Here is a 25525-nt window from a genome sequence, read left to right as displayed (position 1 = left end):
CTAGCTCACGTTAACGGCATCCGTATCATAAGCACCGGCTGCTACATTAACAAGACGGCGTTCCATTCCTTTTTTGCCGATAGAGATAATGCCTGTATTTACATCGGTAGAAGCCGCTACGGCCCCCGGCGTACGCCAAGCAACCATCGCCATCTGTTCAGGTGTGTAATCCGTTTCGGAATTTACCCCTAAGGCAACTGAATTTTCTAGCCATGCTTCCGCACCGTTACCGATAGCCATAGCATTCGTACCGTTTTCACGGGCCAATGTTTTTCTTTCTTCACTGGTACGTGTCGTTGCCGTAGAATCTGTCGTTGACTCAGCATTATATACACGCGCATTAACACCAATTGCCATAGCACCGTCAATCTTTTTAGCTTCATCGGTTTCAACTTGCTTAAAAGATTCTTTAATGACCCCGGTCACGCCACCTACTTCTGTATTAATTTCTTCAAGTAAATGATTATCATCCATTAAGTAGCGTCCGATGCTGGAGCCGGTACCAATTACGATTGAGTTCGTTACCCCGGCATCAATAACAGAGTTAGTACCGAAAATAATGGAGTTTTCCGAATCATGAGCGACGCCTGAGGAGAAGCCGATAACTGAGGAGTTTTTCCCTTCGTTGATAGCGGCAATACCTACAGACAACGCATTTTCAGCATTAGCCGATGATGCGGTACCTAATGCCATCGAGTTCATACCGGTAGCGCGAGAAGCTAAACCTAATGCCACCGAGTTACGTCCTGTCGTCATGGAGTACGAACCAAGAGCCATACCGTTGGTGGCATCATCTGTTATAATAGCACCTTTACCCATAGCAATGGCATTGCCGGCAGTGGCAATCGCATTGTTACCGATTACAATAGAGTTCTCTGCATTTTTATCAGGATCATCTTCTTTCTTAGCAGCAACAACTACACCACTTACACCGTGGAAGGTCGTTGTTTCCGCCTTCGCCGTCGTTAACCCCGGATTGGTATCCGCCGTCAGCAAATCATCTAAGTTATCCAGATAGCTTTTATCGCCATTAAGTCCATCAGCAGTAATTAAATCATCATTTGCAGTAATCTCCTTTAAATCCTTGCCGGTTAAAATTGATTTTGCATAGCGAGAGGGATCGCTGTTATATAATCCATTAGCATCAAAAACGGCATGACCATCCTTTGTACCAAAGTTTATTTTTACGTTCGCATAGGCATTACTACCTACTGCTAATGAATTTTTACCACCGGCGTATGTTCTGTAACCGTAGGCATTACCACCTTCACTCAATACCTGCGAACTCGAACCTGATGCAATGGCATTATTCGCAAATACGTAGGAGTTATTCCCCATTGCCATAGAGGCAGCCCCTTCGGCACGAGTAAGGGTACCTAAGGCAGTGGAACCCTTCCCGATAGCGAATGTTAATGCACCGATGGCTGTTGCATTATCCGCATAGGCCATGGAACGAGAACCAATAGCCATAGATCCTTGTCCCACTGCCATAGTCGGAGAATATCGTATACGCCCCATACTATCGTTAGCTCGAATGAGATTACCATTCTTATCTAATATATACCCATTAACAGAGCTATTTACATCATACGGATTAGACTTTTGCAGTAACATCTGCTTATACAAGCTATTATAGTAATGCTCTGCATCATAGGTTGATACGTTATATCGAGAGTCATAATAAGCGGCATTGTCGTCATTACCGATGGCAATCGAAGAACGACCCAAAGCATAGGCATTATTACCAAAAGCCGCTGCTTGTCCGGAAGCCCAAGTAGAGTTACCTACGGCGGTACCTTCGCCTTTACCACCGATAATACCGTCATCATCATTAGTAACAGATTGCATAGTAGGAAAAACGGTCTCATCAGCAATGCCTTTTATCCAATATTTTGCATCTGTTCCCAGTAGCGCATCAGATACTCTTGCGCCGGCACCGATGACTACGGAATAGTTCATATCACCACCATTAACTTTTGTAATAGATGGTCGCGAGCCATCCGAAGCAGTTCCACCTATCAAAATAGAACTGGTAGATGTTTTACCCCCACCTTCTAATTTTATGTTATTACCGATAACGATACTTTCGTTACTAGTATTAGCAAACTGTACATTATTACCAATCGCAATCGAAGAAGTACCATTATTCTTTGTGTTATACCCCATACTAATGGAGTAATCCGAATTTGCTGTTGTAGCTGATCCTATTGCCAAAGCTCCTGTTTTACCATTTGCATTTGCCTCTCTTCCGAATGCAATAGAATCTGTAGCATTAGTTACTTTAGCTTTATGACCGATAGCAATTGAGTTTGTAGAGCCAGTTGCATTAGCTCCCTGTTGGTGTGTTGGATCACTACCAATAGCAATCGAGTAGTTTGAAGTATTTGCTGTTGCCTGCCTACCTATAGCGATACTATTACCGTAAGCAGAGGTATTACTCGTATCTTCTGCCTGTGCGTTGGAACCAAGAGCTATAGAATAGGACATATTTCTTGTTCTCGCATTATAACCGATTGCAACTGACTCTTGCCCATCACTTTTGGTACCCGTATTATAAGCTCGAGCATTCGAACCAATGGCTACCGCATATGGTGCATTACTTGTATAGGCATTTAAGCCGATGGCAACCGATTCCTTTGCATTGTCGGTAACAGCTGCCCACAGTTTACCATCGCCTCCCGCTACACGATCACCAAAAACAATAGCACCGGAAGAGTTGGATATGGTGACATTATTCCCCATCGCCAGAGCTCCTTTTGATTTTTGGATAGCATTATTCGCCCCTAGGGCAACGGCAGAGTCAGAACTGGTAATCTGTGTGTTCGCTCCCAGCGCAACCGCATTGGGAGAACTTCCATCCGCCAACGCATCAAAACCAATAGCAATACTCTGCTTGCCTATCGCCTGATTATTATCATAGTTGCTGCTCCCCAACATAGTGCTTGTTGCATCATCTATCGCCGTCTGATCCGTATCACTTGACTGCGCCGATGTTACTGCGCCGGTTGCCGTATTCGCATCTGCGTAGGCTGTTTTCATCGCATTGGCATCAACAGTTAAAATTAACTTACCATTATCATATGTACGAGTAATACCTTTAATGTTATTTACTTTAAGGACATTAATCTGCGTCTGATTATAGCCTAAGTTCAGCAAGTCCGTTTCATACTTCTGCAAATCCGTAGCGTAAGTAGCCAGCGTAGCCGCATCGGTAGTTGTCCCATTGTACACATTCTGCGCAATCGCTGTTTCGTACTGCACTATTTTATTTACATAGGCCGTATACACATTGGTGGCAAAGGTTTTATAATCGCCATTAAAAGCCACGCCGCTATACACCGTAGTCGGCTGAAAGTTAACCGACACAAAATGTTCGCTTGTTGGATTCGCGTTAGCATCTGTATCCGCTGCACTCACATTAAAGGTAATACCGGTAAGTCCGGTTAATGCTAACACTGCCACGACCGCTCGGACTGTCATTGTATTCCAGCGTTTACTAATAAAAGCAGCACTAAAAAAACGCCTTATTGCAGACGTCTCAGCTTTCGTTTGGTTGTTCTTCGTATGATTCTTCGCCAGCTCCGACGTAACCACATAACAATTTTTCGTTTTACTCCAAACAACTTTAAATATCTTATTCATAGGATGACCCCTTTTTCAAACATGCGCACTTCGCGCTCACAATACCGGTGATCAAACAAAAACTTTTCCGTAAAGGACCCTCTTCTCTCATACATCTTGCTAATTTCCACACACATTTATCAAATTACATCACTCTATTGTCGTTTTCTTGCATACACGACCCATTAATTTCAAAATTTCAATCCCAAAGCCTAAAAATTTTCCCTATTTCCTACCGTGATTATACTCTTTTTGCATAGAGATAACAAGAATTTTCCACGCGTTTACAAACGACTGTTTATATAGGGCATGTCAAATATTTTGTGTAAACTCTTAAAAATCTTTGTCATACTTTTCCATCAAAGGTCCCAGCCGTTCATCAATAAGCAGCTGGTTACGGATCATTGCCCAGTTTGCCAGACGATGTGAAGTCCATTTCTTATAGAGTTCCTGAATACGAAGATAGAAAATTTTAAAAATAGCATCCTCGTTAGGGAAGGAACCTTTCTTCGTGACTTTGCGGAAACTGGCATTTACGCTTTCAATGGCGTTGGTCGTGTACATTGCCTTTCGTACTGCACTGCCATAGTGGAAGAGCTGTTCCACGTGTTGAAAGTTGTTTTCCCAAACAGCGATGGCACCAGGATACTCCTGCCAGTCTTTTTTTACTTTTCGAACGCACGTCGTGCTTCTTCCACATTTACAGCGCCATACATGCTTGCTTTCCGTTTCGTTAATCCAAAGACCTAATACATCTTTATATCCATTGGTGTCGTAAGCAAGCATCACATAAACAGCGACCTGGTGAACGCCACGTTCTGTCCGCATAGATACATAGATGCAGTCTACGAAGGAAAACGGATAAAACGGCTTTAATGGTCGCGTACGCCAGCGGTCTACTTCTTCCATAACGCAGTCGGTAATATTCGAAATTTGTTCATGAGAGAGCTGGAATCCATACATATCTTCTCAATGGTTGCAGCAATGTCACGCTGGCTCATCCCGCGCGCATACATGGCCAGCACTTTGTTTTGCATTTCACCTTTTAGTATAGCTTCAAAAATAGGGCCAAACACCTGTTTTAAAGCATCTTGTACATCCTGGGTATTTTTTAGATCGTAATTATCAAGAATTTGCTGAGCGATTTTTCACCGGGAGTTAGTATAGTTTCTTTACGTTTTGTCATGAGTACCATCCTTGCTATGTGTTTTCTCAATTATGAGGGGAATAATTGAGCCTAGTATATTAACCTGTTTACACAAACTATTTTACACTCCCCAGAGCGTGTGTAAGAAAAATGAGTATCGATGTTGGTTGCTTCATCTGCGGGTGTAGTTGTTGTATTCGATGTTATGTCTATCGTATCAGATAGAATGCTATCCGCTTTAAAAGAAAGTCGTTTGGTAATCATAAAATCCCTCCTTACTATTAAAAACACGAGGAGGAAGTATTGTTGTCCTATTTAATTTTTGAACTATTCATTATTCTACGCTCAGTGTTAATGCTTTCAGTGAGTGTTAATTCTTTCAGCAAGAGTTAATGCTTTCAGGGTAGTTATTAAAGTCTATGCGCATATAGCTCAGAGGTCAGGTCTTGCGGAGGAATATATAAAAGAAGAAGAAGGAAAAGAGGACAACTCATGTCGTAGGCATGTCATTCGTAAGACTTGACTGCTAAGACATGAGTTGCCCTCTTGGTTATGTGGGTTACAGTAAATGATGTTCTTTGGCGAGAGCATGGAGCTCTTGTTCGGTTAAGCCGGTGTATTTACTAATCAAAGCTATGGATGCTTTGTCCTCAAGCATGGATAAGGCAATTTTTTGTGAATTTTCTTTACGACCGGCAGCTAATCCCTCTTCGCGTCCAATGGCGATTCCGATATTTTTCGCTTCTCGTCTGTGTCTTTCGATTTCCATTGCGTATGTCATATATGATTTCTCCATTTCTTTGCTTTCTTTTACTTTGCCCACTTCGGTATCAATTTCATTGACAAACTTTCCTTGTGGTGCATGACCGTTAATGTATTGTAAGAAATAAAAAACGTTCCGAGGGATTCATAGATGTCTCGCTGGTCAGGTCTTACGAATGACACATCTACGGCATCTATGAATCCCTCTTTCCCAGTACCGGGGAGAAGAGAGTCCTGTATATAGGTTGAACAACGTCATTCGCTAGACCTGACTTGTGATGCCTATATACAGGACTCTACTTTATATTACGTATACATCCAGACGAACGCTTTTACTGTCACGACGAATAGTTATGGATTTTTCTGCTTCAGGAAACTCGATAGACTGAATGGTAATGCCTAAAATTTTTTCGATGAGCCGCTTACAAATTCGTTTGTTATGCATGACTTTTTCGAACAAAAAGTTTTCAGTAATCGTTGCATCCTGCCACTTTGGCATATGATACTGCGAAGCATTGTATAGCTTTGTTTTATCATGTACTAAAAATCGTGATACATCTAACTCCCTACTATAATGCCAATCTTTTGTAGTTGGCAATTTATATTTCGCCGTGTTCATTCAATACACTTCCTTTGTTATTATTGTATCTTGCATCTGCATTTGTGTCTATTGTATTAGACGCAATACCATTAGCCTTCCTGGTAAATTGTTTGGTAATCATAAAATCCCTCCTTGCCGTAATAATACGAGGAAGGAGTACGGCTTTCCTATCCAACTTCTTGACTGTTCATTATTCTATGCTCAGTGCTAATATATGCTCCCGGTGTTAATACATGCTCTCAGTGTTAATACAATCCCTCTTCCTTAACCGATTATATACCACAGCCGTTACTATCGCCTGTCCATCAATGCAATGACTACTTTCTTCACAGCCGACTCACACCAACTTAACCGAAGGCGGTGGGAAACAATGCTTTATCTGTACAATAAACCGCCAAGACAGAGAAAATATACTTACTCTCTATCTTGGCGGTATAAGGTAGTTCTTTAGCTTATAACAGATTATGCTCTTTGGCGAGGTTGAGAATTTCTTGTTCGTTTAAGCCGGTATACTTACTAATCAACGGTATGGATGCCTTGTCCTCTAGCATGGATAAGGCCATTTTTTGTGCTTGAAATTTTCTGCCCACGGCTTGCCCCTGTTTTAGCCCTTGATTCAATCCTTCTTTACGTCCGATGGCGATTCCTTCACGAATGCCATCATTATGTCGCACCAGTAATTCCATTTCGTAGGTCATATAGGCCACCTCCTGTGTTTCACTGAATTTTATATTAGTTAATTCTTCATCAATTTCTTTTACAAAGTCACCATGAACTACATGGGTATGTATATATTGTAAAAGATAAAACAGATTTTTTACAAGCGATGTCCATATATCTCAGAGGTCAGGTCTTGCGAATGACACTCTTGCGATATATGGGCATCGCTTCTTTCCCCTGGAGGGAGAGAAAAGAGAGTAGACTATCAGTATAAGAAATGCTCTTCGATAGACCGAGCTTTCGTTACTGATAGTCTACTTTCTATGCGTAAACCCGTTTGTTGCGCATCACTTTTTCAAAAAGAAAATTATCCGTAATGGTTAGGTTCTTCCATTTCTCGCGCAAGGCTAATTGCGTTTCGTAATCGATTACATCTTCGTGGACTAATAACGATCCAGTAGGTGACGCGTAAGAAAAATGGGTATTAGTGTTGGTAGCTTCATCTGCGGGTATAGTTGTTGTATTCGATGTTGTGTCTATCGTATCAGATAGAATGCTATCCGCTTTAAAAGAAAGTTGTTTGGTAATCATAAAATCCCTCCTTGCCGTAATAATACGAGGAAGGAGTACGGCTTTCCTGTCTAACTTCTCAGCTGTTCATTATTCTACGCTCAGTGCTAATATATGTTCTCAGTAGTATTACGCACTCCCGGTACTACAACGTGCTTCCAGTGCTACTACGTGCTTTTTGTGTTGATTATTACAAACAATGCCCCTATACCACACCCAAATCCTTTAGAATTCCGAGTACAGTGAAGCAAAGTAGGGCTTACGCTCCTTCTTCTGTAGAGGCTATGGTTCATGCTCTCTTGTCTCCCTCTGCATGAATCGATTATCCTCCACAGCAGTTACTATCCCCTGTCCAACAATACAGCGAATCCTTTCTTCACAGCCGACTCACACCACCGCAACCGAAGGCGGTGGGAAACAACGCCTCGGTTCTTTCTTCATTTTGCCTTTCGCAACTTCACCTTTCTTTACTGTGGTTTCTTTAGATATGTCTTGTCTTGTCTATGTATGCGCCCATCTCGTGATTCACTTTGCCGCTCATCTTGTGACTCACTTTTCAGCCCAGCTTGTTGCTCACTTTTCCCCATCTTATTACTTATTTCCCGCCCAGCTTGTTGCTCATCTCGCTGCTTAGCTTTTGGTATATCACATGAGTCATTTAGTGACTTATCCAGCAACTTATTTTGTACTTTATCACATAACTTCTCTTCCGATGTTCGTTGTATTCCTTCACCTGCCATCGGAATAATTTCGTATATCGCAGACTTCTTGTCATCGCACAGCATGTAACGAATGCGACCGGCTTTTTGTAAAGCGACGTGTGCTTCTGTTAACTTAGCTCTTGATAAACCGGTAGCAGAGGCCAATATGTCCATTGAAAGCGTAAACGTTTTCTGCCAAAAACCTATATTGTTAAAATGTATGAGCACATACCATAAGATTCTTGCCGACATCGACACCTCCGGATGTAACATACTCCACACATGAAATGCATTAACCTCTTTTAGATAATTCATTGTATATCGCCTCCATAATTGGGGAAATCATGTACCCCTCTACTATATACAATCCCTCGAGAGGCGATTTTGTAAACCAAAATTCAAAAAATTTTTTAAAATTTCCTAAATTGCAATATGGAATTGAACACTAGCTACATCCGTTAGCTTTTTAATTTAGTCAAGGAATGCCTCTTGCGGTATACGGTAACCGAGAATTTTTCTAGGTAACGTATTACACCAATCTGTTGCTCGTTTAAGCGTTGCTTCAGATACTGTGTGAAATCGGCCAAGTACATGAGTATTGATTTTCCTTGCTTGATTTGTACTACGGTGCCGCGTCTGTAATCCATAGTATCACGATGCTAAAATTCTCAGTACAGTTACTCTCTGTGCAGTAAAGATATCCTTTCTAACATACGATAAAAAATAAACCGCCAAGGCGGAGAGGATATAGATAATCTCTGTCTTGGCGGCTTAAATGGAGTATTCAATTTTGTATTGTTATTAGGAGATCTAGTAGTTATAAAGCATCTTTGTTAAATATATCTGCAGCAATTTTCGTTGCATCATCAAACTTAGTCATATTTAGCGAAGTATCAACTAATTTATACGATTGCTTCAACACTTCTAAGGCTCCTTTATCAACGTACATTCCAACTATAGTGATTATCACAAAAATAAAAATTTTACTGAATATAATATAAAACCGAGTATTTCCTATAGTAAATCCATTCTTAGTTCCCCAATATAAATAGACACTTTCAAAAATAATGCCTAATACAATCAAAGCTTTAAAAACACTCATATAGGTGTAAGGAGAAACTACAGCTATAATACTATCTTTGACGGCTACCATCACCATAGTTAATAACAGAATTGAAAACACAAGTATTGGAATACACCTTAATAAGGTCAGTCTATCTTTCTCCTTTATAGCTATCATTATCTTCCTTCTATTCTTGTATGCTCCGAATTCAAATAGATCATTCTTTCCGAATATTATCACTTGCATAGTTTCTAAAAGATAAATAACTGCTATAATTTTCCATGGCATATGATGTAATCTCCTATAGTGATAAATAATATTTTTATAGTTAATTGTAAAATGAAATTGAACACATAAAAATCCACAGTGGATACCGTCGTGTTATAGTTAAAGTTCCTAATCAAAAACCAACACACGAGGTACCACCATGGACTACACTAATTTATAACACATCTATGAAAGATTCTTTCAACATTCTGAAAGCTGGTGCTATCAACTTGCCACTAATGGTGCGCCGTTTAACCTGTAAGGTGAGAACGCATATACAAAAAGCATCTGGGAAAGTCTATCGACTTACGAGATGAATCTATCTCACGCCGTGATAAATCAATCTTAAGACTTTTTCCCTAAATTTTGCCGTAATATATTTTTTAAAATTCTTATTAGATATTCTGTATCACCATCTTTTAATTTTTCTGATTTTGCTAAGATTCCGTCGTCCATTAACCTTTTACAATATCCATCTTTTTCCTTAAGTATTGCATTATAAACATTTATGTCATCAAATAAAAGTACATCAGCCTCTCCTTTATCTGCAGTACCATTCTTACCACCATAATATGTATTTAAATTCTGATTACTAGAACCAATTAAAATAGCTTTTGGTTTAATAGAATTTAATATTTGCTCAATATTCTCATAATATAATGGCCCATGGCTTGCAAAATCCATATCTTCTTTAATTTCAAAAAAAATCATCATTTTCCTATGGTCTCTATTATTATCATTTTGTACAATGAGTATTTCCTCTAAATTGTTAATACTACATATGGCTCTGCTATATAATTCATCAATTATATCGCTTTTGTTGTCAGCTGAAATTTTCCCCATTCCTCTTAATATACCTATTTTAATAGTATCACGCAAACAAGGATTTCGTCTAATTTGCTCGACTAAAGAGGGATCAAATCCAATCTCATTGTACAAGTTGTTAATATCTTCTTTTGAGGAATCAGATTTAAACTTTATTACTTTAGATTGCTTGCCGCCTGGTTTGAAAAGTTTGGATAAATTGTGCATAAACTCTCTGATTGTCTCTTCCGTAGTTCCTCTATATCCAGGTGCGCAAATAATTCCACATCTATACCAAGTATTTTGCATGTAAACTTTTATTGCCTCTGTAATCAAAAAGTCTTTTTTTTCTGATTGTCCCTTTGGCATGTATAAGATATACATAACTGTCTCCCCTTTACTATAAAAATGCAAACTAAAACTATAAATGAAGGTATATAGTTAATTTTATCATATTTTCATTTATAATTTATAATCAATGATTGATTGTACGAATTGACGGGCACCCTCAAGTTTTTCTTCTGAGGCTAAGTTATACACTTCTAAAGCCTTGTAAACCCATTCCTTCTTTTCCTGTACCAGTGTTTTATCAAAATCTTCCATTTCCCCTACTGGCACAATAAACAATCCATTAGATTTACAAGTTGCTTCCACGTTTTCGTATGCTCTTAATGCTTCTCTTGGTAACCCATGTTTTCCTATATTTTTAAGTATATCCCACCCCACATTACTTTGAGAGTTTACAGTATCATAAACAACTTTCATATCCTTGGCTAACTCAGTCTCCCAATCTAAACCAAACGCTTTAACCAGAGGTTTAAAAGTTGAACTAGAATTAAGCAAGTCAAAATCACAAATTGCAACTACTGGAACTCCTACTGCTCTTAAGGCACTAACAATATCTTTAACACGTGACTTACCTCCACAATGCGTAAAGAATATATCAGGAGAAATTTCTCCTCTATTTTCATACATTGCATCGATTAATGCCTGATAAAATAAGCAATCATAATCACTTTCACAAACAACAACCTTCTCATGGAAGAGACCGCTCAAAATATTTGAATAACGCATAATAGGATTACCCCATAATTCTTTGATTTTGTTACTTTCCAGGATTCTCATCCTATTAATATCTTTTTCACGATCTATTCTAATAACTATTACATTTTTATTATCTGCGTCAACTAACCCCTGAAGAAAATCCTCACTATGTGTTGATATGAGCAGTTGCCGATTCTCAGGATTATTTTGTGCTAACATTTTTCCAATAATTCTTGCTTGTGGTGGATGTAAAAAAGCTTCCGGCTCATCGATAAGAGTAATGGAATATTCGGAGGTAAATATATCAAGTAGAATACTTGCAAAACTACGCATACCATCCCCTTGCTCTTCTAGTTTTGGTAATCTATCAACCTGACTATAATACTCATCCTTTATGTCCATAGTATAAGATTTCTTATCAGGAGCTTGCCCAATATGTAAAAGGATTGTTTTCATCTCATTACTGTTAAGAACTAAATCAACACCAAAAGCCTGATGAAATAAATTTGAAATTTTATCTACTAGCTGTTCACTTTTATTCAACTTATAAATAGGATGTTTTTCATGCAAATCACTTCTATTTAAGGCATTTGATGAAAACATACGCGCTTCTGTATTAAGACGTTTGACAAATAGCTTATCTAAACCACTATACAGTGGTATGATTTTCCCAGTATCCCTGTAAAGTATTCTCTTCAAAGCTACTTCCTACTCCCAATAATTGATAACCACCATTTCCAGATTGAATAAAATTTTCTTTAAGAAAAGTGCTATCATTAATTTTTCCATAATAATCAAAAATAATATTTTTCGCAACAATTCCGCGCCTTTGGTCAGAAGGATCTAAATTGATTTCTACATCTTTCAGTACTTGACTTTTACCGCTATTATTAGCTCCTGTAAACACAATAATATTTCCCGGTTCAAGTTCTAGTTGAGTATCATCATTAAACGCAATGCTTTTCAGATAAACTTTAGGTCTGCTGAGTCTGTTTTCCTTAGTATCTTGAATGTTCACACTTATGGTATTCTCCTATTCATTATCATCAACTATCCTCTTCTCTCCATGTAACGTTGTTAAATTGTTTTTAGTTCTATCATATGTATCATTAGATAAATCAAGCTGTGGCTCTACTATCGGTGCACCCTCTATTCCCAGAATGGAAATCATCATATTGTACAATAAATCATTTGTCCAAAAATAATCTTCATGGAGGCGTAATCTATTAAATGTTTCTGGATTATTACGTATGAAGGTATCTGAGAAATTCATTATTAACGGAATTCTAGCCATATTAAAAGTAAACTTGCTACTTTCATGCGCAAGATTTCCTTGAGGTTCTTCCCCATGATCAGAGAAAAAGATAAATCCCATAAAATTAGGATTATTCTTCATCTTATTATAAATTTTTCCTAAAACATCATCTCCATAGAAAATAGCATTATCATAATTATCAACTAACTTATCTCCATCAGAGAACCTAGTAAAACCGCTGGGATATCGGTCCCTATATGTTGCATGTGATCCCATAACGTGAACCACGATTAGTGCATTCTTTACTTCTTTTTCATTAGGTAATTTTTCAACTAACATTCCATCATGGAATCTTGTTTCTGCCGTATTTCCTATATTATCATTAATCCAAATTTGATGCTTAGCCATAGATGCAATCTCTGCAACTGGTGTATCGAAAACACTATATCGTTCTTGATTACTAATCCAATATGTATCCATATTGGCCGCATTAGCCATATCAATGATTGAGTTAGCCTCAGCAAGAGACACTATATTATACTGATTTTTTTCACTAAGTGCATATGTCAGTGAAGGAACCGTATGCACATGATTGGAATATGCATTTCTAAATAGCAACGTTTCATTTTTTTCTTTAAGCCCAGTCAACCACGGTGTTGTCTGTCGTGAATAACCGTATATTCCCATGTGGTCACGGGCTTGGGACTCACCTATAACTAATACATATACACCTTTTTTAGACTCGTCCTGATATAATCCTTTAAGTTGTGCTAAACGTTGTAGTCTAATCTCGCGATTATCCCTAAATGCTTCATACGAATGCACCGCCTCTGCCACTCTATTTATAACCGTATTTACTTCATAGTAAACAAAATATTTATATCCATAAAATATCCCCATAATAATGAATCCGACCACCAAATAGTTTAATTTTTTGCTTTTTTCAGTATGGTCTATACTCTTTGTAAGTTGTAGAAATTTTATATATCCATATACAAACAACAACACAACAATCACTGCTATTATAAGATAAAGTTTGGACTGACCAGCAATATATGATAACGCTTCATGATAATTCGTCTGATATACCGTTAATACAATATCTGCCCTCAAAGCTTCATGGCTTACGATAAAATATAACCAAAACGGAAGAACTATAAATATTAATGCCCCCCCTAGGAGGACAGTAGAAAATGTCATTATTGAGGCGACTCCACCTCTTCTATTCTGAAATAAATACAAAAGCATAAGAAATACTGCGACTAGTATCAGACCTATTCCTAAGTTATTGATTATCACTCCCGGCGTTACAGCATAGCCTGTTAAGAGATTAATAAGAGGTAATCCTCCAAAAAATAGCATGCCTACTAATAGAATAAAAAAAATCCGAGACTCATAATTCCAGATGGATAGTGTCATCGAAAACAATAACGAACTAACAACTGCCATTGTAGTCGCATTAATACTTTGGTAGTCTCTCCAAAAAAATAGATTGATGCTTAGAAAAAAAATCACCCCAACAAGAAACCATAAAATTATTTTGCTACCATTTTTATATTTTAATACCCGGTTCATATATATTTCCTGCATACAATAAATTAAGTTAATTAATCATTTACACCACATTAATTCCCAAAACCATTTATTAATTCGCTGCCTATAAAATAGGACCTTTTGTTCAAACGTAAATTTATTAACTATTTTTTTTATATTCCTATCCTTTATTCTACCTAAGTCTTCTGCTACTTGACCTGTACGTGTTCCTCTAATATCTACAGTAGATGCTAAATTGGGAGCCTCCGGTGTCACAAGATTTACATTAATATCATAGAGTCTAATTAATCCCAATTTCATATATGTATACCAGCTATCTATTTCAAAATGTAGTGGCCGTTGAGCCCACAAAATATTTTTAGCAGCTTCCTTGTTAATAATATATGCATACGTACCTGAAAAGCCTAAACTTCTACGAATACTCAGATGCTGATCAACTACGCTATGCATCTTATGAGGATTGTTTCCATTATACAGCGCCAAAGAACAAGCTTTTTTATGTTTTTTTACAAAATCTACTAAAATTGGTAGATATGTGTCAAACCTTGAATCAAGCTCTATATCATCTTCAAAAATAATAATATACTCTTCACACCCATTTAAGAAATTTTCTAGTATTTTCAAATGAGTTAATGCACATCCTTTTTCGCCTAACCTCAATAAGCCATCATCATCAACACGTCTATCATCATCTGTTATAAACTTACCATCTATAGCCTTGAAAAATCGAGGAGTTATACATGTATTTTCAAATATTTTAGTTATATGCTCTCTTCGATCAATTGATGTCTCTAAATTAACTACGTAATGATTATACATATGCTAATACCACCTTTTTTAATTATCATCACTATATCCATAATAGACCATGCCTGAAGATTAAAGTGATTTTATAATAGCATTACATACAGATTCAACATCTATATTTCCCTGTTTTTCTTTTGATACAGCGAGAGAGGCGGGACCGACTGGCAGAAACCTCTGTGGATTGGCTGTTGGGAACAGCGTTACAGTACCTCTTTGCAGTGCTGCTGCTAAATGACCTATTCCATTATCAATGTTAACACATATATCTGAATGAGAAAGAACTTCTATTAGTTCTCCAAGTGAAGTTTTACCACAAAGATTTTTAACTCTTTCTTTACTTACTAGCGATTGTACTACTTCATTCGCTTGTTCAAAATCGTCTTGCACTCCTACAATGATAATATTAGTGTTACTATGTTGTAATAAATAATTCATTAGTTTAATCCAATTGGCAGTAGCCCAAGAACGTTCAATTGACTTTGTTGCAATAGAAATGACAATATATTTTTCAAAATCTATTAAAGCTGATTTTCTTTTGGAGCGAACTAACGGAATATATGTCTTATTATTTATATTTAGAGATATATCCAACATCCTTTTTGTAGCTTCCAAAAATGCCTCTGCTGTTCTATGAGTATCTAAATTGTAATCTGTAAAATCACTTCTTTTAGTGAAAAGATGGGTCCTGGTATTCCATCCAAAAACAGAGCCTACTGTAAATCGATTAGGAATTCTTGCCAAAAAGGCTGCAATTTCTGTTCTCTTTCTGGAGTCATATGATATAAAACAATCAAATTGGTATGATTTCAGTAGTTGAGACAACTTCCAGACCCCACCAATTCCTCCACCACTCTTATAGCCATATACTATATACCCATCTAATCCAGGAACATTATCTAATAAATCATCAAAACCTGGTTTAACTAAAAATCTGACCTCACACGTCGGATTTTTCTTTTTAATTAATGGGATAACAGCTGTAAGCGCCACTAAATCGCCTAAATTCATAATAGCTTCTATTAATATATTTTGATATCTACCCATAATATACCTCTAGCACATAATATGTAATAAGAAACTCCTAAACTTAAATGCTATTTTTTTTCTACAAGGATATTCAGGTTTGCCATTATCTCTGTTCATTTCGTATTTATAGTATATTCCATTAAATGGTTTATAAGGTTTATACTGCCATGGCTTTCTTCTGCCTGCCCAATGAAGTATAGCGATATCTTTAACTGCTCTTAATGCATTTTTCCTTAATTCCTTAGAAAATAGAATCGAAAATTTCATCATATACACAGGCGGTATTACATTCCATGATATATCCAAAGCTTCCCAACTATTTCCTAAAACAGCATTTAACGCATCCTGATCGTGATGCCTAAATGATTTTTCCTTTGCTGCAGTTAACACCAAATTTCCGTAATCCCCTTTTCTCCATTTATTTAGATCAATGACCAATACACCCGAATTAAAATATCCTTGACTAGGCTTCCATCCAAAGCTTTTTTCTTTTTCTTTTAACGATTTTCTTGAAGATAAAATCCCATAATCCGGCACAGCACCAATTACTTTTCCCTTCAAATCAACACTCCACAAAATAGATATATCCTTACACACTACTAAATCCACATCCAGATATATAATTTTTTTAACCGTAGGAGGTATTATATTACCTATCGCTAGCCTAAAATAAGCTGCCTTACTAATATGATCACTTGTGTACATATCATCCGATAAAAATTTATCCATATCATAAAATACGACATGCGAAATAGAAGACTCAATAGCATCAGCCATACTCTGCTTTAGCTCTTGAGGTAGCTTGTCCCCTAAGATATAGAAATCTACCGGTGAGCTAGTATGCTCTAAAATTGATTTTGCTACTACTATAGTATGTTGAGCATAATTCAAATCACATGCCATAGTTACTGAAATTCTTTCCATTATCTCTCATGTTCCTTATACAAATCGGCCAACTTAATATATTTTATCAAAGTATACATAAAATGATTCAAGCACATAACCATGCCTAGCCAGCCATCTAAAATACCTTTATCAAAAAACGTAATTTTTAGAAAGCCAAATACCGCATGCCCAAATGCAGATGGGTAAGAAACTTTTCTCCCTCTATTATATGCATCATTTGCCCAAATTGTAGTATATGAATTAAATTTATTCCAATACTGTTCCCACGATTCATATGTGTAATGTCTTAGATGTCCTTTAAGACGTCTTATTGATAACCCTGTCTCTGGATGCTCATGTACCTTACCAACCCATTCTACTGATTTTGTAGGGAATAATCGTTGTACATAATCGGGACGCATACTTCCATGTTTAAACCGTTGACCAAAGGCATATCCTTCTCTTTTAATTTCATATGCATAAGGAATAGCATTATGAGCAGTAACCTTTTTGATTTCTTGTATGGTACTAGCACTTAATCGTTCATCTGCATCTAAATATAATATCCAATCAGTTTTTACCATATTTATAGCAAAATTTCTCTGTGCAGCAAAATCATTATCCCATTGTCTATACACAACTTTAGCTCCACATGATTCAGCGATAGCTACCGTATTATCATTACTTCCTGAATCAACAACTAAAACATACTCAGTGCATTCCTTAGCATTATTCACTACTTCACGTATATTACGCTCTTCATTTTTAGTCAAGACAACAACAGTTACATTGTCCATGCTGATTATTACTCCTCCCAGTAGAATAAAAAAGACTTCTTCAACGAAGAAGTCTTTTTCTATAATATTGTCTTAATGTAATAATAAAAATATGCTCCTTCTAATATAGCAATTATACCATACCATATACCATCTCCCCAACATTGGAGCTAGTATATAAATAGTACAAATCAAAATGAGAAATCCTACATACCTGTAATGAAGTATAGTAGGGCATATCAAATATTTTGTATAAACTCTTAAAAATCTTTGTCATACTTTTCCATCAAAGGTCCCAGCCGCTCATCAATAAGCAGCTGGTTACGGATCATTGCCCAGTTCGCCAGACGATGTGAAGTCCATTTCTTATAGAGTTCCTGAATACGAAGATAGAAAATTTTAAAAATGGCATCCTCGTTAGGGAAGGAACCTTTCTTCGTGACTTTGCGAAAACTGGCATTTACGCTTTCGATGGCGTTGGTCGTGTACATTGCTTTTCGTACTGCACTACCATAGTGAAAGAGCTGTTCCACGTGTTGAAAGTTGTTTTCCCAAACAGCGATAGCACCTGGATACTCCTGCCAGTCTTTTTTAACTTTTCGAACGCACGTCGTGCTTCTTCCACATTTGCAGCACCATACATGCTTTTCAATTGCTTAGTAAAAGAACTCCATTCTTTCCGCGGAATATAACGAATTGAGTTTCGTATGAGATGGACGATGCAACGTTGCATGGTGATGTTCGGGAAAATAGCCTTGGCACCTTCTTCCAGTCCGGATACGCCGTCAATCGAGAGAATACCTAACTCCTCAATACCGCGGGCTTTGAGCTCATAAAAAATCTGCCTCCATACATGCTTGCTTTCCGTTTCGTTAATCCAAAGACCTAATACATCTTTGTATCCATTGGTGTCGTAAGCAAGCATCACATAAACAGCGACCTGGTGAACGCCACGTTCTGTCCGCATAGATACATAGATGCAGTCTACGAAGGAAAACGGATAGAACGGCTTTAATGGTCGCGTACGCCAGCGGTCTACTTCTTCCATAACGCAGTCGGTAATATTCGAAATTTGTTCATGCGAGAGCTGGAATCCATACATATCTTCAATGGTAGCAGCAATGTCACGCTGGCTCATCCCTCGCGCATACATGGCCAGCACTTTGCCTTCAATCGCGGATACATTACGCTGATACTTCTTTACTATTTGAGGCTCAAATTGCCCCTGACGGTCTCTTGGAACAGAGATAGGGACTTCTCCCAGTGATGTTTTCAATGTTTTCTTTGAATATCCATTGCGAGTATTTGTAGACTCTCCTGTATGCCCATTCTTTTCATAACCGAGATGATTTTGCATTTCACCTTTTAGTATAGCTTCAAAAATAGGGCCAAACACCTGCTTTAAAGCATCTTGTACATCCTGGGTATTTTTTAGATCGTAATTATCAAGAATTTGCTGAGCGATTTTTTCACCGGGAGTTAGTATAGTTTCTTTACGTTTTGTCATGAGTACCATCCTTGCTATGTGTTTTCTCAATTATGAGGGGAATAATTGAGCCTAGTATATTAAACTGTTTACACAAACTATTTTACACTCCCATCAATATTTTTCATAAACTATTCCCCCATAATCATTTAAAACATTATTATCGCTCATTTATCTTTCATCACTAGAGTATACACTTCTTGTAATCCCCAATAATAACATTAGTACAAAAAAATAAAACACGCTTCCTGAGTTATGCTCAAGAAATCCTTGGGTTAATCCATAAGAAAAGGTAGCAAGCACATGAACAACTCCGATTAAAGCAACTGCATATAATGAATTTTCAGTAGATTTCTCTTTTACAATTTGGCAAAAATAACATAACGGTACAAGAAATATGCCTAATCCGGTTACTAGTCCAAGTATGCCTCTTTCTAACCAATCATTTAAATACTGGTTATGTACATGATTATACTTTACAGCTTCCTTTTCCAGTATTCCCTCCTCGGCTTGTTTGGCTTTTTTAGACTGAGCACCTGAATACCCCCAACCAACTAAAGGCCTTTCTTTAATCGCCAAAGCGGCCGCTTTCCACATATTAAATCGTATTCCGACAGACGTCTTAGAATTATTTTCATGCTCATAAGATTGAACCTGTTTCTCCATCTGTTGATATCTTGCTATAGCACTATGTTGTGATGTTATTCCATTAATAAAGACCAGCCCCACCGTTCCAATAATAACTACGGTTAATAGGGACTTAGTAACCATTTGGCGGTAAGCTACGAATATTATCATTAATGCAGGAACCAAAATTATCCAGCCACCTCTAGATCCGGACAATAAACTTCCCCAAATACCACAGAAATATCCTAATAAGAATATATACTTGCTCTTTATATTTTTTCTATATGCATACCAAAAGCCTATCAATGCAAATAAACCTAAGGACATTGCCATATCACCGGCTTGTATTACCATATACCCCCTTGGGAACCCTCGTGAAGAACCTAAAACATATGCCCCATACGATGCAATACATCCACCAATAATAGCTCCCCATGTTGCTCCTCTCAGCAAAGATAAAGTAGATTTTTTATTCCACGCATAAAATGCTAAAGGCATGAACATGAGTATCCGAGAAGGATTATCCAATTGTTTAATATTTTCATCCATTACTAACGTATAAACTAAATGAATTATAAAACAAGCACTCAATACTCCTACTGAATACTTGAACCACGTATTTACACATCCATCGGTTCCTAAATTTATTTTCTTTTTTTCGAGTAACAACTTAGCTAGAACTACAAGAGAAAAAACAAAGGGAATGTAGTTATAGCTATCTTTTGTAATCAGTAGTGTAGCAAAGCTACTTAATATAAATAGGTTCATACTAGTCCTTCCTATCCCTCATTATACTTTAATTAGGTATTTTGAGACTTAAAACCTTTCTAAGAACATCTGACACGTTAATCTCTCTTTTTGATTGAACTGCAATAGATAAGGGACCTACTGGAATAAAGCGTTTAGGATCCGCAGTTGGAAATAAAGTAATCGTAGGGCGCTTCAAAGCTGCTGCCAAATGTCCTACTCCATTATCAATATTTATTGAAAGTTCAGAATGTGACAGCAAATTAATTAATTCATCCAAAGAGGTCTTCCCACATAAATCAATTATTTTCGAACTATCGTTAACATTTTCTATAATTTTCGATGACAAGGTGGAATCTTCTTTTGTTCCAATCAAAATGATATATTTATCAGTGATTTCAGAAAGTCGATTAATAAGTTCACTCCAGTTAATTGCAGGCCAGGACCTCTTTTCTGACTTTGTCGCTACCGATAAAGTTATATATCGAACGTCCCCCCCTAATAGACAATTTAAACATGGTCTAATATCTTTCACACATGGAGTATAGTGTTCATGAACCTTGTCTATCCCAAGTATCCTTCGTGTTGCTTCAACAAAAGTAGCACTTGTTGTATGTAAATCAATATCATAGTCATCAAATCTAACTCTTTTGGTAAATAGATAGGTTTTCGTGTTCCATCCAAAAACAGAACCTACTGTAAATCTATAGGGTATATTGGCTATAAAAGTAGCCAACTCCGTCCTAAAACGAGGGTCATAGGATATAAAGCAGTCAAACTTTCTCGTCCTAAGTTGTTTTGCCAAATACCAAATTCCTTGTGCACCGCCACCACTCTTGTAAACATATACTATATAACCATCTAAACTAGGTACCTTATTTAATAAATCATCAAATCCCGCTTTAACAAGAAATGTTACTTTTGCCTCAGGATTATATTTTTTTATTAAAGGAACTATAGCTGTTAGCGCCACAAGATCTCCTAAATTCATAATAGCTTCTATAAGAATATTCTTATACTTCATACCAAATTCACGCTCTCCCCAGAATAAATTTTCTAAACTGTAGTACTATCTTTTTTCTAAAAGGAAATGATGTATGGTCAGCGACATTTTTTGTATATTTATAGTACTCACCGTTAAAGGGCTCATATAATTGATACTGCCAAGTTTTTTTCTTCCTGCCCAATGGAGGATACCAATATTTTTGTTAGCTTTAATAGCATTTTTTCTTAATTGTGTACACATCAGAATAGCTGGTTTTAGTTCATACACAGGAGGAATCACATTCCATGACAAATCTAATGGTTCCCAATTTCCATCTACAACCATGTTCAAGGCATCCTGATCATGATGTCTAAAATTATGTGTTTGAGAAGCGTTCAGCACGTTAGCCCCATAACCTTGTTCTCTCCATTTAACAAGATTAATTACTAATACACCAGAATTAAAATATCCATTATCTCGTTTCCAGCCAAAGCTTTTATGCTTTTCTGCTAATGATTTTTTTGAGGATAATATCCCATAGTCTGGAACCGCAGCCAGCACATGATCATGCATATCTACTTGCCATAATTCTTTTATATCTTTACATACGACTAAATCTACATCTAAGTAAATTACTTTATTAATATCATTGGGTAATATATCGCCTATCATCAAGCGTAGATAAGCGGCCTTACTTATATGATCACTGATTATATATATCAGACATCACACTAGAATCAGTGTCATAAAAAGAGACATCAACATTTTTTCTCTTAATAGAAGCACGCATTCTATCTTGAGTTATCCCATCTATTGAATCACAAAGTATATGAAACCAAACTTTTGATTGCGTATAATCTATTATCGAAGATGCCACCACCAATGCATGGGAGGCATAATTATTGTCACACGCTAATACTATTGATATTATATCGTCCATTATATTTTACCTTTTATCTAAACCAACAAGCTTCACATACTTCATCAAAGTATACATAAAATGGTTGCAACACATCACTAAGCCTAACCAGCCATCCAATATTCCTTTGTCTAAAAAAGTAATTTTTATAAAACCATATGTAGCATGCCCAAACGCAGATAGATAAGACCCCTTCTTCCCTCTCTTATATGCATCCTCGGCCCAAATGCTTGTATAGTGATTAAATTTATTCCAATATTGTTCCCAGCTTGTATATGTATAGTGATCAGCATAGCCTTTTAATGTTTTAACGGCTAAATTTGTTTCCGGACGTTCATGAACCTTATTTATCCATGTTACGGCATCGCGCGGGAATAACCGTTGCACTTTATCCGGACGCATAGAGCCATGCTTGAATCGTTTTCCAAAAGCAAATGCACGGCGCACTATTTCATACGAATAAAAAGGTTGTTCCTGAGAAGTGACTCGTCGAATCTCCTCAGCTAGTTCTTGGTTAATAAACTCATCTGCATCTAAGTACAGCACCCATTGTGTTGTCACATGCTGTAACGCAAAATTTCGTTGCGCACTAAAATCATCATCCCATTTGCGATACACAACAGTAGCTCCCAGTTCTTTTGCTATAGTTGTAGTTTGATCGGTACTACCCGAGTCAACAACAAGAACATGAGACGTACATTGCAATGCACTTTGTATGGCCTTTTCGATTAGCTTTTCTTCATTATACGTTAAGATAACGACTGTCACATTATCCAAGGTAACACATCCTTCAAAATAAAAGGAGACTTCTACTAAGAAGTCTCCTATACGTACAAGGTCATTCATCAATTTATTCTATAATATACTAGGAAACATCTTTGTGTCTTCACATCTTAGTTATTATTCATTTTATGAATAGGCTGACCATTGGTTTGTCTACCTAAAACGACTAACCCTGTAAATTTTTTAGTTATGAGTTATACGTCATACGCAACTTAAAGGTAACAGTTAATATGACGAAACGGTAGGTATCAAATTTTCAGGATGCCGCACTGCATACCCCGTCACTTCCACATACGCATCTCGTCTGTTACCGAACAGCTCTTCCTTTTGTATCGTACCTGTTCCCGTATCAGTAAGGGCCTGGCTGATTCCGTCGGCATAATACCCGATACGGTCCTTAGTCAACCAATGATACGGAGTGACAACCGAATCAATAGGTTCAAAGAATGATGGCATCAATGCATAGTAGGTAAACTCCTTAGGAGCAATGGCTTCAATGATCGTTGGCAATATATTCATATGTCCGCCAATGGTATTGCCTGCAAACATATCTGCCGTGAAATCTCGATGGTACATAGCGAAAGCAGCCATATATTTTTCACGTAGTGTTTCCTCTGTTCGTTCCATTAAACTGCCATCATATTGATACACACGCCGTGAGTGATCACCGGTGGCAATGATAAGTGCATCTTCATAGCGCTCTTGCATATGTTCAATAAAATCAAACATCGCCTTTTCTGTATACCAGTATGTCCCCATATCTGCCATAGCTGTCTTGTTGCGACGCAACCATTCCGGAGCATCCGGCATAATTTTTTCCGGATCCCAACCGTATTCTTTAATCGGAATCGTATAAGGTCCGTGATTCGAGGTAGTATATACAAAGTGAAATACCTTTTCATCCTTTTCTTGCTCAATACGCTTGGTTACGGCTTCAAGAAAAATATGATCATATACGCCAAGCCATGTAGCCGGTGCCCCTTTTTCACAAATATCCGGACCACCATAAGCTTCATCAAAGCCGATAGCTTTGGCAAATGCGCCGAGGCTGGCCCATGACAGGCTACCACCATACCATAGCACTGTCTTATATCCCAGTTTTTTTAATTGATACGGCAACGAAGTAGCGATAGTATATGTCCAAAACTCATTCTTTTCATTGATTTCAAGGTTAGCATCAAAAATACCTGCCAACATACTGGTGATAGACGGTTGCGACACCATACCGGCCGGCAGTAAATGATTCACCGTAAATGCCCCTTGTTGACTGCGGAACTTTTTACCGCGGTCACCTAAATGTAATACGGCAAAGGGATCGTCCCACATGGATTGCGTATAGCTTTCACCGACAACCATAAAGACTCGCGACGGAGCCTCAATACGAGGCCCCTTTGCTTGCCTTTTAAAATAATCCAGCGGATTATCCTTAGTACACAATGTGTCAGACGGAGCTATTTCTGTTGTTCTGGCCTCTGTTTCTTTAGACGTTACTTCTCTAGCCTCTGTTTCTAAATTGCGTTTAACTGTATTACTACTAGTAGGTACCAGGTGTCCCTTCTTTAAAATGTCCCATGATTCCTCATCCGTATGCGCCAATACATCTTGTATAGGACGTTTCCATACCATTTCCAAAGCCACTAAATCATCTACTGTTGCCTTCGCCAAAAACATATCTTCTTTTACCAAAGATGGGACTTCATCCCATTCCGGTTTATTGCGGTGATTCAACGTACCACCAAATCGGAAGAAATAAAACAGCACTACCGCACCGATAAAGATACTCGTGTTAAACGCATAGCGTAACATAGCATTATCTATAGCAGGATAACTTATACTAGGCAAGGCCAATAAGCCCTTCGTTGCCATTACGCAAAGCACTGTATAGGGAATGTATCCCAACAAAATCCAAGCACCGTGGTTCTGATTAAAGAAAATGTCCACAAAGTTCATTTTGTCTGCATTTTTTCCCAAGCGAACCAATGGATTGTATATATCATGGAAGTGATAATAAAAAATCATCTTCCCCATAAATGCCGTATACAGTACTAGCATATATATAGTGTTTAATATAATGCGAACCGTATCGCTCCATGCATAGTACGTCTCCAAGAAAGCTGCCGGTATACTTACGAGGAGCATAGAAATTAAAAACACATACGCATTAAAATCCATGCCCCACCAAAATCCGTATCGGTAACATTCCCGTAGACGTTTGCTATCATTGGGAAGAGACTTCTTCGGTCGATACACTTTGATAAAGACATATCTAAAAACAGCACATATAATTGGTGCCAGAATCGCCAGCTTGATATCTTGTTGGATACCCATAAAAAAATGTGAAAACATGATGACTCCTTATTTCATTATCTATTTAGCAGTGAAAATATACAGTGCTATTATATCACAGCTGAACTAATCACATGTAAAAAATAGAG

The 25525-nt window shown here is 37.4% G+C and carries 23 protein-coding genes and 2 pseudogenes; all 25 read right to left on the bottom strand.

All coding sequences use genetic code 11. The features are described from left to right. The gene (locus G344_RS0108510; protein ID WP_028255826.1) at positions 1-3642 is read right to left on the bottom strand and encodes an ESPR-type extended signal peptide-containing protein; all 3642 of its coding nucleotides are present in this window, start codon (positions 3640-3642) and stop codon (positions 1-3) included. A 312-nt stretch (positions 3643-3954) separates the two neighbouring features. Further along, positions 3955-4766: pseudogene (locus G344_RS11175) on the bottom strand (transposase). A 561-nt stretch (positions 4767-5327) separates the two neighbouring features. Continuing rightward, positions 5328-5549, bottom strand: coding sequence for an RpnC/YadD family protein (locus tag G344_RS11170; RefSeq protein ID WP_028255825.1), 222 nt, complete (start codon positions 5547-5549; stop codon positions 5328-5330). A gap of 282 nt (positions 5550-5831) precedes the next feature. Then, positions 5832-6149 (bottom strand): hypothetical protein, encoded by a 318-nt coding sequence (locus G344_RS0108490; protein ID WP_028255824.1) that lies wholly within the window; start codon positions 6147-6149, stop codon positions 5832-5834. Next, positions 6130-6252: a hypothetical protein gene (locus tag G344_RS12240; RefSeq protein ID WP_277352590.1), complete on the bottom strand. Its 123-nt coding sequence runs from the start codon at positions 6250-6252 to the stop codon at positions 6130-6132. Before G344_RS12240 ends, G344_RS0108490 begins: the two co-directional genes overlap by 20 nt. 331 nt (positions 6253-6583) lie before the next feature. Beyond that, positions 6584-6829, bottom strand: a complete 246-nt coding sequence (locus G344_RS11165) for a hypothetical protein (protein ID WP_038155297.1) — start codon at positions 6827-6829, stop codon at positions 6584-6586. A 283-nt stretch (positions 6830-7112) separates the two neighbouring features. Beyond that, entirely contained in the window at positions 7113-7382 is a 270-nt protein-coding gene (locus G344_RS0108475) for a hypothetical protein (RefSeq protein WP_028255823.1), read from the bottom strand. Positions 7383-7828: 446 nt separating this feature from the next. Next, positions 7829-8377 (bottom strand): hypothetical protein, encoded by a 549-nt coding sequence (locus G344_RS11570; RefSeq protein ID WP_028255822.1) that lies wholly within the window; start codon positions 8375-8377, stop codon positions 7829-7831. Positions 8378-8520: 143 nt separating this feature from the next. Then, positions 8521-8709 (bottom strand): hypothetical protein, encoded by a 189-nt coding sequence (locus tag G344_RS11960; protein WP_156886174.1) that lies wholly within the window; start codon positions 8707-8709, stop codon positions 8521-8523. 170 nt (positions 8710-8879) lie between these two features. Beyond that, on the bottom strand, positions 8880-9413 hold the full coding sequence (locus tag G344_RS0108465) for a hypothetical protein (protein ID WP_028255821.1): 534 nt from the start codon (positions 9411-9413) through the stop codon (positions 8880-8882). A gap of 324 nt (positions 9414-9737) precedes the next feature. Then, positions 9738-10580, bottom strand: coding sequence for a hypothetical protein (locus tag G344_RS0108460; protein ID WP_028255820.1), 843 nt, complete (start codon positions 10578-10580; stop codon positions 9738-9740). A 78-nt stretch (positions 10581-10658) separates the two neighbouring features. After that, positions 10659-11939, bottom strand: a complete 1281-nt coding sequence (locus tag G344_RS11155; protein ID WP_211219565.1) for an ATP-dependent nuclease — start codon at positions 11937-11939, stop codon at positions 10659-10661. Next, complete coding sequence (locus G344_RS12080) at positions 11890-12258, bottom strand: AAA family ATPase (RefSeq protein WP_211219564.1); 369 nt, start codon at positions 12256-12258, stop codon at positions 11890-11892. Before G344_RS12080 ends, G344_RS11155 begins: the two co-directional genes overlap by 50 nt. Before the next feature lie 15 nt (positions 12259-12273). Next, positions 12274-14070 carry a sulfatase-like hydrolase/transferase gene (locus G344_RS11150; RefSeq protein WP_051245884.1) on the bottom strand — a complete coding sequence of 599 codons (1797 nt, stop codon included), beginning with the start codon at positions 14068-14070 and terminating at the stop codon, positions 12274-12276. Between the two features lie 36 nt (positions 14071-14106). Further along, positions 14107-14868, bottom strand: coding sequence for a glycosyltransferase family 25 protein (locus G344_RS0108445; RefSeq protein WP_028255819.1), 762 nt, complete (start codon positions 14866-14868; stop codon positions 14107-14109). 60 nt (positions 14869-14928) lie between these two features. After that, complete coding sequence (locus G344_RS0108440) at positions 14929-15900, bottom strand: glycosyltransferase family 9 protein (protein ID WP_028255818.1); 972 nt, start codon at positions 15898-15900, stop codon at positions 14929-14931. 9 nt (positions 15901-15909) lie between these two features. Beyond that, complete coding sequence (locus G344_RS11145) at positions 15910-16806, bottom strand: glycosyltransferase family 8 protein (RefSeq protein ID WP_051245883.1); 897 nt, start codon at positions 16804-16806, stop codon at positions 15910-15912. Further along, positions 16806-17564, bottom strand: a complete 759-nt coding sequence (locus tag G344_RS0108430; protein WP_028255817.1) for a glycosyltransferase family 2 protein — start codon at positions 17562-17564, stop codon at positions 16806-16808. The genes G344_RS11145 and G344_RS0108430 overlap by 1 nt, the downstream gene beginning before the upstream one ends. Positions 17565-17803: 239 nt before the next feature. Next, positions 17804-19050 (bottom strand): annotated as a pseudogene (locus G344_RS11140) (IS256 family transposase). A 150-nt stretch (positions 19051-19200) separates the two neighbouring features. After that, positions 19201-20424, bottom strand: a complete 1224-nt coding sequence (locus G344_RS0108420) for an O-antigen ligase family protein (protein ID WP_028255816.1) — start codon at positions 20422-20424, stop codon at positions 19201-19203. Positions 20425-20452: 28 nt separating this feature from the next. Further along, complete coding sequence (locus G344_RS0108415; RefSeq protein ID WP_028255815.1) at positions 20453-21427, bottom strand: glycosyltransferase family 9 protein; 975 nt, start codon at positions 21425-21427, stop codon at positions 20453-20455. Positions 21428-21472: 45 nt separating this feature from the next. Next, complete coding sequence (locus G344_RS11135; RefSeq protein WP_277352621.1) at positions 21473-22087, bottom strand: glycosyltransferase family 8 protein; 615 nt, start codon at positions 22085-22087, stop codon at positions 21473-21475. A gap of 4 nt (positions 22088-22091) precedes the next feature. Beyond that, positions 22092-22328, bottom strand: coding sequence for a glycosyltransferase (locus tag G344_RS12305; RefSeq protein ID WP_367997317.1), 237 nt, complete (start codon positions 22326-22328; stop codon positions 22092-22094). Positions 22329-22334: 6 nt separating this feature from the next. After that, positions 22335-23075 carry a glycosyltransferase family 2 protein gene (locus G344_RS0108405; protein WP_244869517.1) on the bottom strand — a complete coding sequence of 247 codons (741 nt, stop codon included), beginning with the start codon at positions 23073-23075 and terminating at the stop codon, positions 22335-22337. A 240-nt stretch (positions 23076-23315) separates the two neighbouring features. Then, positions 23316-25436 carry an LTA synthase family protein gene (locus G344_RS0108400; protein WP_028255813.1) on the bottom strand — a complete coding sequence of 707 codons (2121 nt, stop codon included), beginning with the start codon at positions 25434-25436 and terminating at the stop codon, positions 23316-23318. Between the last annotated feature and the right edge of the window lie 89 nt (positions 25437-25525).

This window comes from Veillonella magna DSM 19857, assembly GCF_000428745.1.
In the GTDB taxonomy this organism is placed as follows: Bacteria; Bacillota; Negativicutes; order Veillonellales; family Veillonellaceae; genus Veillonella_A; species Veillonella_A magna.
This window is presented reverse-complemented; position numbering and strand designations above follow the sequence as displayed.